This window comes from Chamaesiphon sp. VAR_69_metabat_338 (genome assembly GCF_031423935.1).
Lineage (GTDB): Bacteria > Cyanobacteriota > Cyanobacteriia > Cyanobacteriales > Chamaesiphonaceae > Chamaesiphon.
In genome coordinates this window covers 1-15,120 of the sequence record NZ_JANPGM010000180.1, presented here as the reverse complement: position 1 = coordinate 15,120, position 15,120 = coordinate 1, and the positions used below count along the sequence as shown (strand labels likewise).

Sequence of the window (15,120 nt, the reverse complement as noted above, 5' to 3'; positions counted from 1 at the left end):
GTTGTCCACTTACTACCCTGTTTCGTCACATTAAAAGGGCTAGCACTGCCCACCCGACAGAGCCACAAAGCTAAAATCTAAAGCCTCACACCTAAAGCCTAATTATGAAACCTTACCGCCAAGTTCCCATCCAAGAATGTCACGAACCATTAGTCGCAATTCCGTTGGAATTATTTGCGATCGAGACACCGCATCCGTATATCAAATGCGGGGCTAATTATGATGGTAAATCGCCTTATTATCTCCGCCAAGGGGTACTCGATCGAGTAATTAAAGCGCAAATCGGATTGCAGCAAATCCATCCAGGTTGGCAGATCCAAATTTTTGATGCTTATCGTCCCGTAGAGGTGCAGCAATATATGGTGGACTATACTTTCCAGCAGACGGTAGTCGATCGAAAGTTAGATTTAGCGCAACTTTCTGAGGTTGAGATCGAGAAAATCTGGCAGGATGTTTACACAATTTGGGCGATTCCCAGCTTCGATTCTAAGACACCGCCACCACATAGTACCGGAGCGGCGATCGACATTACCCTCGTGGATGAGCGTGGTAATCTAGTAGATATGGGTTCCCCGATCGATGAGATGTCCGCTCGATCGCTCCCCGAACATTTTGCTGAGTGTCAAGATCCAGTGGAGCAACAATATCACCACCATCGCCAACTCTTGTGTCAAGTTATGACAGACGTGGGATTTCTCCGTCATCCAGCCGAATGGTGGCATTTTTCGATCGGCGATCAACTTTGGGCATGGTTGTGCGATCGAGATAAACCTCAGCCAACGACTTCAGCTTACTATGGTAGGGTCGTGTAGCTAGATTCGCGATTCTCTATTCGAGAGGCTACGCCAACGACGCAAGAGTGGCTGTGAGTATGGTTTGCCAGCTCGTCGCGATCCTTGGCACCCAATTCCAGCTTATGATGGGACAAACTAGCGATTATTCAGTGAATAGTCGTAGACTAGGTAACAAATAAAAAACCACAAATTCCATGAGTGTTTTTGTCTTATTATTTAATGCGCGAACCGATAATGAGGGGATTTATTCAACTCAGGTTGGCGATCGCAATGTCATCTTGATGTTCGAGCAAGAGGACGATGCCGTGCGCTATGCCGATCAATTGGAAGCGGAAGATTTTCCCAAACCGACGGTAGAAGGAATCGATCCTGAAGAAATCGAAGAATTTTGTCAAGATTCTGACTACGACTGCATTTTGGTGACTGCGGAAATGTTGGTAACGCCACCTTCTCAACATATTGAAGAAACAGATTGGCAACCAGATGGGCGTAAGCAGTCTCCCACCGAAGATGAAGATATCGATCTCGAAGCCATGCGCCGCCGCCTAGAGAAACTATTGTAGAAGTTTCAAGGAGTATAGTAGAGATAGATTCGGCTAGACAAGATTTACGGCTATGCTCCTGACTATTTCTACTACTCACCAGCCCGCTACCGATTTGGGATATTTGTTATTCAAACATCCCGATAAGTGTCAGGCATTCGATCTTGCCTTTGGCACCGCACAAGTTTTTTATCCCGAAGCTAGCGAGACCAAATGTACGGCAGCATTGGTATTGGACATCAATCCGGTGGATCTAGCCAGAGGTAAAGCTGGAGCCAAAAGACAGACACTAGCAGCATACGTGAGCGATCGACCCTATGCCGCATCATCGTTCCTGAGTGTGGCGATTTCCCAAGTATTTCGGACGGCGATGACGGGTAGGTGCGAACAAAAACAGGATTTAGCCGACACGCCAATTCCGTTGGTTGCCAAGATTCCGGTTTTACCCAGTCGGGGGCGAGAAGGCTTTTTAAGAGGTTTATTTGAGCCGTTAGGTTATCAGGTGAATGTGCGTCGATTGGCACTCGATGAAGCTTTTCCTGATTGGGGTAATAGCTCCTATTTTGATGTCGAACTCACCCACACGATTAAACTCAGCGACTTGCTCAGTCATCTCCATGTGATGATTCCTGTGTTGGATGATGACAAGCATTACTATGTCAACGAAGATGAGATTGAAAAGCTGCTCCGCCACGGGGAAGGGTGGCTGGCAACTCACCCACTCAAAGAAGAGATTACCAGTCGATATCTCAAACGCCAGCGCGGTTTGACTCGCGATGCATTGGCACAAATTGCGATCGAAGAAGTAACTGAAGAAACCCCAGATCGCGAAACATCTGAAGATATTATCGAACAGCCAATTAGTCTCAATCAGCAGCGGATGGAAACCGTCGTTGCTACTCTAAAAGCTAACGGCGTTCAAAAGATTGTCGATCTGGGTTGTGATGAAGGAAAGCTGCTCAAACTATTACTTAAAGAGCCAACTTTTCAAGAGATTTTGGGAATGGATGTCACTTATCGATCGTTAGAATTTGCGAGAGAACGCGTCCTCGATAAGTTACCTACTCATCAAAAAGGACGACTGCAATTAATTCAAGGCTCGCTCAATTATCGCGATGCGCGAATTGCTGGTTACGATGCAGCGACAGTCATTGAAGTTATCGAGCACATGGAATTCGATCGACTCAAAGCATTCGAGCGGGTATTGTTTGAATTTGCCAGACCAAAAATTGCGATCGTCACGACACCGAATGTTGAATACAATGTCAAGTTTGAAAATTTGCCCGTAGGTAAATTACGCCATCCCGATCATCGGTTTGAATGGACGAGATTGGAATTCCAAAATTGGGCGCAATCGATCGGCGATCGATACAAATATAATGTGGAGTTTGGCTCGATCGGAGATGTAGATCGGGCTGTAGGTTCGCCAACTCAGATGGCCATATTTACAGCTACAGTTTAGAGGATAGATGTTGTGAGCAAACAACGGGCGGATACAGATCGGCTTGTCGATTCATTTTTATCATGCACACTGCCAAAAGATGAATGGACTCATTATGCCCATCTTCAAGTTAGATTAATCACATCCTGCACCAATACATAAAGACTAGTAAAAGTAGAGATCTAAAGATACCCATAAGCGGCGTTTGGCGTTGGTAAATACAAGTATGATAAGTGACCTTTTCCCACGCATATCTTGGGCATACTAAATAAGAGAGAAATCCACATCTACCCAATATTTACCTATCTTCCGGATCTTGACGAACAAGATGCGTATTATGTGAAAGTTTATTTGTTAACTAGATTTATTCTCGAAGTCATTTTGTGATTTTCAATTACATTTGATTGAGATGCTGATTTTCAGTGGCTATATAGCCTACTACCAATCTACTTGTTTTTAGTACTTTTCATTAAAAGAAGTGCTGGTTTTTGGCTGCACAGGTAGCTAGTGAATATATCTTCTTGCAGTTTTTAGATTAAAAATAGAACTAAAAACACATAAATAAGCGATCTGAATCACAATCATTTGAATTTAATGTAGTTACAACTTAAGTGTGCCGGTAATTGAAGAGCGGCCAATTGAAATTAAGGCAAAACAACATTTCCATCGCCCGCAAAATCATATGAAACTAAAACTAATATTAATTACTATTGCTTGTTCTATTGCGGGTTGTTCTAGTAGTCAAGCACAAACCAATAGCAAACATAATAATATTCCTGCGAACAGTGAAGTACCTGCTGTGGCACCAATGGCTGTAACTCTAGTTAAAGAGGTGGTTGCTCCAGCAAATGAAATTTCCAGATCGTCAGCAAATTCAGTTAGCAGTTATCAATGCAATGGTACAAATAATCACCTCTTTCTAGGAAATGGGACTGCAAAGAACAAATATGGCAACCCTGTTTACATCCTTCACCTTTGTGTTAGAGGCAGAGAAGAGAAGAGTTATAAGATAGTCACTGGACGAAGTTTTACCCAACAAAAAAACCGTCATAAAAGTGGAACTCACTCTCCGCTACCAAATGGAAAATATCGAATAAGCAGCGGACTTACTCAAGGGATGGTGGTAGAAGTAGGCAGGGTAAATGGGCTTAGTGTTAGTCAACCATTTCTACCAATTTCTCCCATGTTTAGTACAGGTAGATCGGCTCTTGGTATCCATGTCGATCCATCCTATAACAAAGATCCAAAAGAAGATGGTACCTCTGGTTGTATTGGGCTAATAACTACAGCCGATTTTAAAGATCTCTGGTGTGATATCAATCAATACCAAATTAGGGATTTACAAGTCGCAATTAATACTAAAGCATCTGACTACCCCGATGTCGCAAATCAGCGATAACTCCCTAGATATCTAATCTCCAATCTAAAATTACCCCGAATCCTCACAACATCATGAAAATTTTAACCGCTACTGTATTGTTTTTCACGATCGCACTCCCAGCTACTGCACAAGTTGGCCCTGCATACCGTTCCGCACAAGGCAATAGTTATGCTACTATATGCACTGCCGAGCGTGGTAGCAGTCTATCCGTCCGAAGTGGCCCAGGAAAAAATTACCGCGTACTTACCAAAGTTCGGGATGGTAATACTATTGGGTTTAATGCTAGTCAGTATGGACAAGATGGTTTTCGTTGGTTATTAACTTCCGTCAATGGCCACGAAGGTTGGGTTAGAGCAGATTATGTCTGTGGTGCTCCTCAGTAAGCAAGCTATTCATCTCACGATTTGCAGTTAATTTCATGAAAATTTCAGTGAGCTAGAGATCTAAATAATGCGCCCAAGATTGATAGTAATCTTGGGCGCATTATTACTCATCTTGCACCAATGCATAACTACTAAATTTAGATTGAGACTAACTCCAAGGCTAGCCCCTGAGATGCTAGTAGCTCTCGCCGACTCTCTATTTCTATCGACATCACATTTTGATCGCCAAGGCTACTAGTTTTTTTGCAAGTTGTATCGGAAAATGTTGAGTTATGACTAGAAAAGTAGAAGTCGTTCCGCACGATCGCAATTGGCAGAATTTATTTAAAGCTGAATCGAGACAACTATCGATCGCCTTTGGAGACAACGCGATCGCGATCCATCATATTGGCAGCACTGCGATCGAAACTATTTATGCAAAACCAATTATCGATATCTTAATTGAGGTTAAAAATCTCGATCGAGTTGACGATCTAAATCCTCAGATCGAATCGTTAGGATATATAACTATGGGCGAATTTGGAATTGTGGGTCGTCGATTCTTTCGGAAGGATGATAACGCTGGCATTAGAACCCACCATATTCATACCTTTGAGGTTGGTTCCCCACAGATCGAGCGTCACTTGGCTTTTCGGGATTACCTGAGATCTCATCCTGAAGCCGCACGACAATATAGCGAACTCAAACAACAGCTCGCCCAGCAATATCCAACCGATATTCAGAATTACATGGATGGTAAGGCTGATTTTATCGCTGAGATCGACAACCAGGCATTAACGTTATGAGCTTCGCTACTGTTTAGTTATTAGTTCTTTCCTCGCTGTCTCGATCTCAACCGTCGGGAAACAAAGGCGTTGGCGAAGCCACTCCGTTAGCGGCTTGCTCCCGCCTTTGTTCCCCGACCATGGAAGCAAGACAAGACAGGAGTTACGCGCATCGCTCCCTGCCCCCGCTCCCCGTAGAACCATCTCTTTTAGACTGAATTCATCGAGATCCGCAAATTACTAAAAATATCTGTAAAAAAGTAAACAAATGTTGCGGTCTATTTGTTAGGCTTACTTAAAGACGTTTTTTGGAAGCAGGTCGGAGCGAGCGTGGATATTCAAATTGGGAAAGGGAAAACGGCTCGGAGAGCTTATGGCTTTGATGAAATAGCCCTAGTGCCTAGCGGCAAAACACTAGATCCCAGTTTGGCGGATACTAGCTGGCAAATTGGTGGCGTCAAGCGCGAAATTCCGATTATTGCTAGCGCAATGGATGGGGTAGTAGATGTCCGTATGGCGATCGAGTTATCGAAACTCGGTGCGCTGGGCGTACTCAACTTAGAAGGGATTCAAACTCGGTATGAAGATCCCAATCCTATTCTCGATCGCATTGCGGCTGTGGGGAATGATGGCTTCGTGACTCTGATGCAGGAACTATATGCCGAACCCATCAAACCAGAATTGATCGAACGCCGGATCGCGGAAATCAAAGCTGGTGGCGGTATTGCGGCTGTGAGTGCCACCCCCGCAGGTGCCGCGAGATTTGGTGATGCGGTAGCCAAAGCCGGCGCGGATCTCTTCTTTATCCAAGCTACTGTCGTCTCGACAGAATTTTTAGCTCCCGAAGGCATCGAACCACTCAATTTAGCTAAGTTCTGCCAAGAAATGCCGATGCCCGTAATTTTGGGTAACTGCGTTACTTACGATATTACGCTCGAATTGATGCAAGCGGGAGCCGCCGCCGTCCTCGTCGGCATCGGCCCTGGAGCGGCTTGTACTTCCCGTGGGGTGTTGGGAGTCGGCGTACCGCAAGCGACTGCCGTGGCGGACTGTGCAGCGGCGCGAGATGAGTTCTTCAAGCAGACGGGTAAGTACATTCCCGTAATTGCCGACGGTGGATTGGTAACTGGTGGTGATATCTGTAAATGTATCGCCTGTGGAGCCGATGGGGTGATGATTGGTTCGCCATTTGCGCGTGCGGCGGAAGCTCCCGGACGCGGTTTTCACTGGGGAATGGCAACTCCTAGCCCAGTGCTACCTAGAGGCACGCGGATCAAAGTCGGGACTACTGGTTCCCTTACCCAAATTCTGAGAGGGCCAGCCAAACTAGATGATGGTACTCACAACCTCTTAGGCGCACTAAAAACTAGTATGGGGACTCTGGGTGCCAAAACAATCTCGGAAATGCAGCAAGTAGAGGTAGTTATCGCTCCCTCGCTGCTCACCGAAGGCAAAGTCTACCAGAAAGCGCAACAGTTAGGTATGGGCAAATAGCTAACCTTAAAGCGATTGATTTTGATGGTTTAAGAGTAGATGTCAGCCAAAGTTATTGAGATCGAGGTTGAGGTTTTAGCAGTAATAAATATTTACCGATGCTACAGTGTCAAACTCGTCCCAATATCAGCCAGATCTTCCTCCCCGATCTCTGGCGGTACTGTTACAATTAAGATCGACGGAAGCTGATGTTTCCGTTCACTCCTCACACCACATTCCGCCTGAGACACTTAATTGTGTCTTGGGCGGTTCCTTTTTTAGAACTGACCGAAAAAAATGTGCCTCATCTAATTAATAAAACTTGTAGACAACTTCTCTTACTAGACAGATGCACTCATTTGGAGTCTTTGGTAAATCGTTCAATCTCTATAGCGATCTTATTTGAGATCCTGCTGACACCAGCGATCCGCAGGGACAGTGCTCCATGCCTAACCAAAGCGAGTCTCAGCTTCTCCTTGAGAATTTCTATAGCCAATGAATATTAGCGTAAAGAACGTAAGCATTTCGATCGAAACTAATGGCTGCTTTGTCGATATTGCAATCTGGTTATGGATAGGATCGGGAATGAATTATATGCCAAAATTGAGATGCCCATTACTGAAGATAGATGAATAAATGGAATTATCCGGTCGCTCTTTGCTCGATCGTGTGTCTTTGCAGTTGTCAACCTCAACCAGATCGACTACTTAACCAAAAAATTGACAGCCAAATTCAACAAGGCAAAAAAGAAGTCAGAATTGCTGAAATCACTGATTTTGTCTGGGACAAAATGTATATCTTTGCACCATATACTGCTCCAGCGCAAGTCGATCGAGCATTGGGTTTTGAGTGGCAAGAATATAAATCATTGGGAATAGAGAGTAAAGATACAGATGACTTACTTGTATTTGTAGCTCATAAAATGGGTGACGGTCGAGTTGTCAAATTCACCAAATGTCAGCGCAGTTTCGGCAATTTTAGATTCAGTCAAGCAACTAACGGCTATGGTTATTCACCTGTTCAGGCTGTATTTGCAGTTAGCGTCAAAGCACAGAATAAGTTATTACTTGCTATTAACGAACCCAAACAAAATACATTCTCGGTCACAGATATTATTCCGGAACAACCTGGAATTTATAACATTGAGGCTTGGTTTTTGTTTACACATCCCGATCGATTAACGATTAAGGTATTTAATACCAAAACAAATCAACCCGTGATGATGAAATATACAAAGCCACAATTTCCGAGCACACCAGATGGCTGGAGCGAAAGAGGCACAACTCTATTTCCATATCGATCGCAGATTATGATTCAAGAAGGGGGTTGGGATCGTCAGTACGCAACCCGCTGGGAATTGTGGCAGCAACAGCCGAATGGCACAGAGCAAAAGCTAATGGAAACAACTCGAATGGTGAATGGTTGGGAGCGATAAAAAATAGATCGAGATAGCGTTGGAATTACTCAATTCCAATCTTCCCAGACAAAATACCAGTCTGGATTAATTGCTGTATATTCCATTTCACCCTGCATATTTTTTGGTAGTCGATTATATCTAGGACGATAGACATAAGAACATCGACAAATTGTCGATAGATTGAAAGTAGCTCCGACTAAGCGGTCTGCCGGATCGTAGCTTGCAGACAAATAATTAATGCCTACTCCTGTTGTTGCCATGACATCAGAAATTGTCTGAAAATCTTGTTTTGCCAGATCGTCCATCGCGATCGGTTTACCATCAAACAAGTTGCAAGTTGTTGCTGTGAGATTGCCAGAAAATTTACCTCTCTTATAAGCGATATTTTTGCACCAATCTTGGTTGCGATAGTTTTTAACTTTCAGGGTTTGTAGCGTGCTAAAGACTTTTGGTAGATTGGCAACATCTCGCTGATGTTGGCTGGCACCAGGAACGCCACAACTAACTAACAAAATAGTGAGGATGGCAAATTGCCAATAGCGAAAAATAGTATTCTGATTCACGGCAATTTAAATTGCAGATCGGCTAATTTATCTTGGCACAATCGGTTGTTACATAAAAAGCCGATCGATTCGATCGGCTTTTTATCAATTTATCATGATTACTTTAGGCTGAAAAGATCGAGGTTTCGATCCTTCTCAAAATCTATAACTTAAGCTTTCACCGCACAAAAGCTCAAGTGGTAGGGGAAATTTTTCCAAGGGTGAGTTTGGATTTCCTTAATGACAGTCGTACCTTTCCAGGATAATTCGGGGATGCTGACTTCGACGGGAGTTTTATTGACTCTCGCTTTTTTGATGAGATTTTCGACACTTTTAGCGTCGAGCGTCAGTAATAATGATTTGTCGCCATCGTGTCCGTAGAGATTGACAGGAATATGGCCAGAACGGCGCAGGGCATTGGGTTTGCTACCAGGTACGCGTTGTTTTAATTCGACGGAGATTTCCATAGTTTTTAGTAGTAGTAATTTGGTTAAATGTTGGGATGCGATCGAATCCAAATCTCACATTTAAAAAGTTTGGATTCGAGTCAGAGCGTCTAACCGACGGGAGTCCCATCTGCGGATAATAAGCCGCGTTTGGGGCCGTGAATCGGGTCTTCGACGATGATGGTTTGGTCGCGACTGGGGCCGAGAGACACGATCGAAATCGGCACTTCCATTAAGTCTGCCAAGAAATTGAGATACTTGAGCGCGGCTTTAGGGAGATCGTCGAGCGATCGACAGTCAGCGGTATTCTGTTTCCAGCCAGGTAGGGTTTTGTACACTGGCACGCATTTAGCGAAATCCCGCGCTGAGTCGGGGAAGTCGGTCGTGCGCTTACCGTTGATTTCGTAAGCCACACAGACTTGAATCTCGTCAAACTCATCCAAAACATCCAGCTTGGTAATGGCCATGCAGTCCATCCCATTGATCCGGACGGCATAGCGACCGATCACGCCATCGAACCAGCCACAGCGACGTTTGCGGCCAGTCGTGGTGCCAAATTCAGCACCTCGATCGCCCAACATATCGCCACTAGCATCGTCTAGCTCGGTCGGGAAAGGCCCTTCCCCGACACGAGTAGTATACGCTTTGGCAACCCCAATCACTCGATCGATCGTCGTGGGGCCAATCCCCGTACCGATACAAGCTCCACCCGCGATCGGATTGGAGGATGTCACATACGGGTAGGTACCGTGATCGAGATCGAGCAGCGTCCCCTGAGCACCTTCAAACAAAATATTCCGACGTCGGCGCACCGCATCGTAGATTTCGACTGAAGTATTGACGATATGCGGACGTAACCGTTCGGCATAGCCCAAATATTCGGTGGCTACCTGCTCTGGATCGAGCGGTGGTAAATTGTACAGCTTTTCGAGGATCTCATTTTTTTGGGCGATCGTCCACGCAAGCTGTTCGCGGAAGGCATCGGCATCCATCAAATCTTGTACCCGAATGCCAATCCGGTCGGACTTATCCATGTAAGTCGGCCCGATCCCGCGTCCGGTCGTACCAATTTTGTGAGTACCTCTAACTTCTTCCGATGCAACATCGATCGATCGATGATAGGGCATCGTGACGTGAGCGGTCTGGGAAATCAACAGCTTGTCAGTAGGGATATTTAGCGCGACAAGTCGATCCAGTTCTTCGATCAATACTTTGGGGTCAATGACTGTCCCACAGCCAATGATACATTTCGTTTCGGGATATAAAATCCCAGAAGGAATCAAGTGCAGTTTAAAGGTTTGACCCTGCACGACTACAGTGTGACCAGCGTTGACGCCCCCTTGGTAACGCACGACCACATCTGCTGACTTACTAAGTAAGTCAGTGATTTTTCCTTTTCCTTCATCGCCCCATTGGGCACCAATTACGACTACGTTAGCCAAGGGTTATTGCTTGTCTATCTGAATAAAGTTAACACAATCTACAATCCTACTATACATATCAGCGCGTGTCAAAAATTCACTTGGTGTTGACAGGCAAATTTTATTGTCACAGATGTCCACCACCCATTCGCTGGTGCGATCGGTCTTCATTGCCAAAATTGCCACCGCTCGGAGAGAATTAAGGCGATCTGACGTTTTAAAGGTCGATCGCTATTCTATTTTCACTGATGGATAATAACCCTTAATTTCTTGGTTGTAAAAGCTACCGACTGAATCACTCGATTGGAGATCTTCCCAGAGTTCTGGTTCTACTGCTGAATACTGATACACCGAGCCATTATTAAACTCAATTTGCAAGATTTCGCGCTCTTCGTCGTAGCCGACTTGCGCTGCCATACTCGAACAGGCTGGCAACATCTCAATCGGTTCTTCACATGGCTCAATTGCTGGCGTAGAGGAGATAATGCGATCGAGCAGTTGCAAGCCTTCGTAAGCAGCTACAGGCGCAGAAATCTCGATGTACTCGATCTCATCCTCGCGCTCGATTAGCAGTTTGAGTCCATCTTCATCATGCGCGATCGCTCTCAAGCTGCTTAAATCGATTTTACTTAGCTTCATCTGAGTTTATGCTCCTATGTGAAGTGCGATCGGCGAGCGATTCTTTAGTACTATTATACCACAAAACTACTCGATCGGCAATTCAGATGCTAGCTAACGATTAGTGACGGTTAAAGTAGAATAAAGATGTGTACGGCTTAGTCAAACAGAGTTTATGACCACCCAATCGCTGCAGAACCAATTGCTGGCACTCACTCCTGATGAAAAATATCAGACGATCCAATTCCTCACAAGTAGCTTAGTAACTCCCTGGCAAGGCATCAACAAAACCCCCGATCTTATGGGTGGCGAAGCCTGCATTCGAGATACCCGCATTCCTGTCTGGCTATTGGTTAGTTACAGTCGGATGGGACTGAGCGAAGCAAAAATTCTCGATAACTATCCCACCCTAACAGCTAGCGATCTCGTTAATGCGTGGAGCTATGCTAGTGCCAACCCTGCCGAAATCGATCGAGCGATCGAGCGACAGGAAGCAGCATAATCTTTCATGGCAAATTTCTATGCAGACGAACAGTTCCCTAAAGCAACTACGATTGCGCTCCGCTCTGTAGGGCACGATGTATTAACGGTTCAAGAGGCTGGCAATGGCAATCGAAAAATTCCCGATCCTGATGTTCTAGCTTTTGCAACAGCTCAAAATCGAGCCGTTCTCACTCTCAATCGTTATGACTTTATCCGTCTGCATAAGCAATCGTGTCGCCATGCAGGGATAATTGCTTGTAGTGAAAATAATAACTTTGAACGGCTAGCTCAGAAAATTGATGCAGCCGTATGTCAACTCGATGAATTAAATGAGCAGCTTATTCGCGTTTACCGAGATGCTTAGGGCTTTTAGGTAAATCTCAAAGCTTTCCCTTTTATCTCCGATCGAATCTCACCTTTCTCGTACACCACATTTCCATTGACGATCGTGTAAACGGGATAACCAGTCAGATTCCAACCTTCAAAAGGACTCCAGCCGCATTTTGTCTGTAAATCCTTCCGCTCTACAGGGTGATAATTTTCGAGATCTACTAATACTAAATCGGCATCATAACCGATCGAGATTTGACCTTTGTTCGGAATGTTATAAGCTTTAGCAACAGCGGTAGACATCCAATTTGAGACTTGCTCGATCGAGCATTTTCCAGCGACGGCTTGGGTGAGCATCACGGGGAGAGCTGTTTCGACTCCAGGCATTCCCGATGGGGTATTGGGGTAGCCTTTGGCTTTTTCTTCGAGCGTGTGCGGTGCGTGATCTGTGGCGATAAAATCGATCGTGCCGTCTAATAAACCCGCCCACAATACCTCATTATCATGGTGCGATCGTAGGGGTGGATTCATCTGGGCGAGAGTGCCGATTTGAGCATAGGCATCGGTATTGAGCATCAGATGTTGCGGGGTGACTTCGGCTGTCACCCAAGCGGGTTTGTGTTGGCGCAGGAATTCGACTTCGATGGCGGTGGAGAGATGGAGGATGTGGAGGCGCCGCTGGTATTTTTCGGATAGTTGTAAGGCTAGTTTCGTCGCATTGAGAGCGGCAATATCGTCTTGGATTTGGGAATGGACAGCCGGATCGGTGCTGCCAGCAAATTCTTGTTTGCGCTGGTTGATGCGGGCTTGATCTTCAGCGTGGACGGCAATTAAGCGATCTCCTTGGGCAAAAATCGGTTCTAAGGCAGCCGCCGTATCGACGAGCAGATCGCCATGCGCCGAACCCATGAACACCTTGATGCCGCAGGTAGGGGTCGCTGTGCGAATGTCTGGCAGGTTGGCAGGAGTGGCACCGATGAAGAAGCCGTAATTGACGATGCTTTTGCGGGAGGCTCGATCGAGTTTATCGTCCAGAGCGGCTTGAGTTATCGTCAAGGGTTTGGTATTGGGCATCTCTAGAAAGGATGTTACGCCACCTTTGGCACAGGCATAGCTGGCAGTAGTGAGATCTTCTTTATGCTCTAGTCCTGGTTCGCGAAAATGGACTTGCGGATCGATGACACCGGGCAACAAAACTAGGCCAGTTGCGTCAATTTCTCTAGTTGGATCGGTAGTAGTAATTTCAGTCCCAATCTCGACGATGCGTTCGTCACGAACTAACACATCGCCAGTCAACCAGTTACCATCAGCCAAGAGAATCCGAGCATGACGGATGAGCAAAGAATTTACGTTCATACTCGATCGGTAAAAATAAAGGGCATAATGGTCTATGGATAAAACAATTATATTAGAGATCGAATCGGCGATCGTCGCTTCATGCTGGCATGTTACCAAGCGGAGTCAGTCAGCGCGATGTATTGCTAATATCTTTTAAACTATCTAGATCGGATTTTACAGCACGATCGATCGGACGACCCGATCGCGATCGATATCGTCACGACAACCGAGCGAGCTATATCCCTCAATTTACATCTACTCACTCATTGACTTCCTATTCAATTGTTTTTATGGATTACGAACAGCCCAAACCAGATTCTGAATCTACTGCTGAAGCTGAAACTACCTCCGAACACTCACCTCAGTATGCAGCGGATGGCGTTAACTCCATTCCTGCAACTCAAAAAGTTGATAATCCCTGGGTGGAGACCCTTAAAACAATTGGCATGAGTGTAGTCTTGGCGTTTGGGATTCGGAGTTTTGTGGCAGAGGCGCGTTATATTCCGTCTGGCTCGATGTTACCGACACTGCAAATTGACGATCGCTTAATTATCGATAAACTCACCTATCGGTTTAGCGACCCGCAACGCGGCGATATTGTGGTCTTCAATCCCACTCCCCAGCTCGAAAAAGAGAACTATAAAGATGCTTTCATTAAGCGGGTGATCGGCCTCCCTGGCGATCGGGTCGAGGTCAAAGGTGGTAAAGTCTACGTTAATGGCAAAGTTTTACCCGAAAAGTATCTCGACGAACCCCCCGCTAAAGATTGGAGTACTAGCGAACGCTATGCCAGTGACGAGATGTACAAAGTACCCTGGCCTGCTGATGGTCGCGTCCCCCAGGGTCAGTATCTAGTTCTCGGTGACAATCGCAATAATAGTTACGACAGCCACTATTGGGGTTTTGTCCCTAAAGATAAAATTGTGGGCAAAGCGACGGTCAGATTTTGGCCGATGAACCGCGCTGGTGGTATCGATCCGCAACCCGATTATCGCTAAAGCTAGTGACTGGAACTTAACTCGATCGTCACACCCGAACCACTATATCTGGATCTTAAAATTACATCGGTTTTATGGATGACGATCGAGCACCGCTCCCCTCCGCAACCCAACCGACTACAGCAGCACCAACAGCTGAAAATCCGTGGGTAGAAACCCTCAAAACCATTGGCCTGAGCGTAGTATTGGCCTTGGGGGTGCGCAGTTTTGTGGCTGACTCGCGGTATATTCCGTCTGGTTCGATGCTACCGACATTGCAGATTAACGATCGCTTGATTATCGACAAAATCAGTTACCGCTTTAGCGATCCTCAGCGTGGCGATATTGTCGTCTTCAACCCTCCCGCCCAACTCGAACGCGAATTAATCGCCAATGGCGAACAAAAATTCCAGGAAGCTTTTATCAAACGCGTCATCGGTCTTCCTGGCGATCGGGTGGAGGTTAAAGGCGGTAAGGTATATGTCAACGGTCGATTGTTACCAGAAAATTATCTCGGCGAACCGCCGCGTTATCAATGGAGTAGCACCGAGCTAACTCCCGATGGCATCGTGCCACCAGGTCATTATTTGGTTTTGGGTGACAACCGCAATAATAGTTACGATAGCCACTATTGGGGCTTCGTCCCGAAGGATAAAATTATCGGTAGAGCCATTATCAGATTTTGGCCGATTAATCGCAGTGGCGGCATTACGCCTCAACCTGAATACTCAAAGTAGTTCCAAAAAATCCCCTCCTGGGAGGGGTGCCCG

At 45.8% G+C, this 15,120-nt stretch carries 17 protein-coding genes; 12 read left to right on the top strand and 5 right to left on the bottom strand.

Going from position 1 to position 15,120, the window contains the following annotated elements; translation table 11 throughout:
* Positions 1–104: 104 nt before the first annotated feature.
* The 8 genes from RMO84_RS05360 to RMO84_RS05325 all read left to right on the top strand — a co-directional run bounded on the left by RMO84_RS05360 (position 105) and on the right by RMO84_RS05325 (position 8,213).
* Positions 105–812 carry a M15 family metallopeptidase gene (locus tag RMO84_RS05360; protein WP_310487442.1) on the top strand — a complete coding sequence of 236 codons (708 nt, stop codon included), beginning with the start codon at positions 105–107 and terminating at the stop codon, positions 810–812.
* 176 nt (positions 813–988) lie between these two features.
* The gene (locus RMO84_RS05355; protein WP_310487441.1) at positions 989–1,357 is read left to right on the top strand and encodes a DUF3110 domain-containing protein; all 369 of its coding nucleotides are present in this window, start codon (positions 989–991) and stop codon (positions 1,355–1,357) included.
* 52 nt (positions 1,358–1,409) lie between these two features.
* Positions 1,410–2,798: a 3' terminal RNA ribose 2'-O-methyltransferase Hen1 gene (locus RMO84_RS05350; RefSeq protein WP_310487440.1), complete on the top strand. Its 1,389-nt coding sequence runs from the start codon at positions 1,410–1,412 to the stop codon at positions 2,796–2,798.
* A gap of 592 nt (positions 2,799–3,390) precedes the next feature.
* Positions 3,391–4,176 carry a L,D-transpeptidase gene (locus RMO84_RS05345; RefSeq protein WP_310487439.1) on the top strand — a complete coding sequence of 262 codons (786 nt, stop codon included), beginning with the start codon at positions 3,391–3,393 and terminating at the stop codon, positions 4,174–4,176.
* Between the two features lie 53 nt (positions 4,177–4,229).
* Positions 4,230–4,541, top strand: a complete 312-nt coding sequence (locus RMO84_RS05340; RefSeq protein ID WP_310487438.1) for an SH3 domain-containing protein — start codon at positions 4,230–4,232, stop codon at positions 4,539–4,541.
* A gap of 272 nt (positions 4,542–4,813) precedes the next feature.
* Positions 4,814–5,326: a GrpB family protein gene (locus RMO84_RS05335; RefSeq protein WP_310487437.1), complete on the top strand. Its 513-nt coding sequence runs from the start codon at positions 4,814–4,816 to the stop codon at positions 5,324–5,326.
* 309 nt (positions 5,327–5,635) lie between these two features.
* Complete coding sequence (locus tag RMO84_RS05330) at positions 5,636–6,799, top strand: GuaB3 family IMP dehydrogenase-related protein (protein WP_310487436.1); 1,164 nt, start codon at positions 5,636–5,638, stop codon at positions 6,797–6,799.
* 607 nt (positions 6,800–7,406) lie between these two features.
* Positions 7,407–8,213 (top strand): hypothetical protein, encoded by an 807-nt coding sequence (locus RMO84_RS05325; protein WP_310487435.1) that lies wholly within the window; start codon positions 7,407–7,409, stop codon positions 8,211–8,213.
* Positions 8,214–8,242: 29 nt separating this feature from the next.
* Here RMO84_RS05325 and RMO84_RS05320 read toward each other — a convergent pair whose 3' ends face one another.
* The 4 genes from RMO84_RS05320 to RMO84_RS05305 all read right to left on the bottom strand — a co-directional run bounded on the left by RMO84_RS05320 (position 8,243) and on the right by RMO84_RS05305 (position 11,243).
* Positions 8,243–8,758: a hypothetical protein gene (locus RMO84_RS05320; protein ID WP_310487434.1), complete on the bottom strand. Its 516-nt coding sequence runs from the start codon at positions 8,756–8,758 to the stop codon at positions 8,243–8,245.
* A 149-nt stretch (positions 8,759–8,907) separates the two neighbouring features.
* A complete protein-coding gene (gene rplY, locus RMO84_RS05315) occupies positions 8,908–9,204 on the bottom strand; it encodes a 50S ribosomal protein L25 (protein ID WP_310487433.1) in 297 nt (98 codons plus the stop codon).
* An 89-nt stretch (positions 9,205–9,293) separates the two neighbouring features.
* A complete protein-coding gene (locus tag RMO84_RS05310) occupies positions 9,294–10,625 on the bottom strand; it encodes an adenylosuccinate synthase (protein WP_310487432.1) in 1,332 nt (443 codons plus the stop codon).
* Positions 10,626–10,835: 210 nt separating this feature from the next.
* Complete coding sequence (locus tag RMO84_RS05305) at positions 10,836–11,243, bottom strand: KTSC domain-containing protein (protein ID WP_310487431.1); 408 nt, start codon at positions 11,241–11,243, stop codon at positions 10,836–10,838.
* A gap of 154 nt (positions 11,244–11,397) precedes the next feature.
* Here RMO84_RS05305 and RMO84_RS05300 point away from each other — a divergent pair, with 154 nt between their 5' ends.
* Both RMO84_RS05300 and RMO84_RS05295 read left to right on the top strand, forming a co-directional pair.
* The gene (locus tag RMO84_RS05300) at positions 11,398–11,724 is read left to right on the top strand and encodes a DUF433 domain-containing protein (protein ID WP_310487430.1); all 327 of its coding nucleotides are present in this window, start codon (positions 11,398–11,400) and stop codon (positions 11,722–11,724) included.
* 6 nt (positions 11,725–11,730) lie between these two features.
* Complete coding sequence (locus RMO84_RS05295) at positions 11,731–12,069, top strand: DUF5615 family PIN-like protein (RefSeq protein ID WP_310487429.1); 339 nt, start codon at positions 11,731–11,733, stop codon at positions 12,067–12,069.
* Positions 12,070–12,074: 5 nt separating this feature from the next.
* Here the strand turns inward: RMO84_RS05295 and RMO84_RS05290 are convergent, their stop codons facing one another.
* The gene (locus RMO84_RS05290; RefSeq protein WP_310487428.1) at positions 12,075–13,391 is read right to left on the bottom strand and encodes a dihydroorotase; all 1,317 of its coding nucleotides are present in this window, start codon (positions 13,389–13,391) and stop codon (positions 12,075–12,077) included.
* 428 nt (positions 13,392–13,819) lie between these two features.
* Between RMO84_RS05290 and lepB (RMO84_RS05285) the strand changes: the two genes are divergently transcribed.
* The gene (gene lepB, locus RMO84_RS05285; RefSeq protein ID WP_396135776.1) at positions 13,820–14,371 is read left to right on the top strand and encodes a signal peptidase I; all 552 of its coding nucleotides are present in this window, start codon (positions 13,820–13,822) and stop codon (positions 14,369–14,371) included.
* A gap of 74 nt (positions 14,372–14,445) precedes the next feature.
* Positions 14,446–15,087: a signal peptidase I gene (gene lepB, locus RMO84_RS05280; RefSeq protein WP_310487427.1), complete on the top strand. Its 642-nt coding sequence runs from the start codon at positions 14,446–14,448 to the stop codon at positions 15,085–15,087.
* The last annotated feature ends 33 nt before the right edge of the window (positions 15,088–15,120 follow it).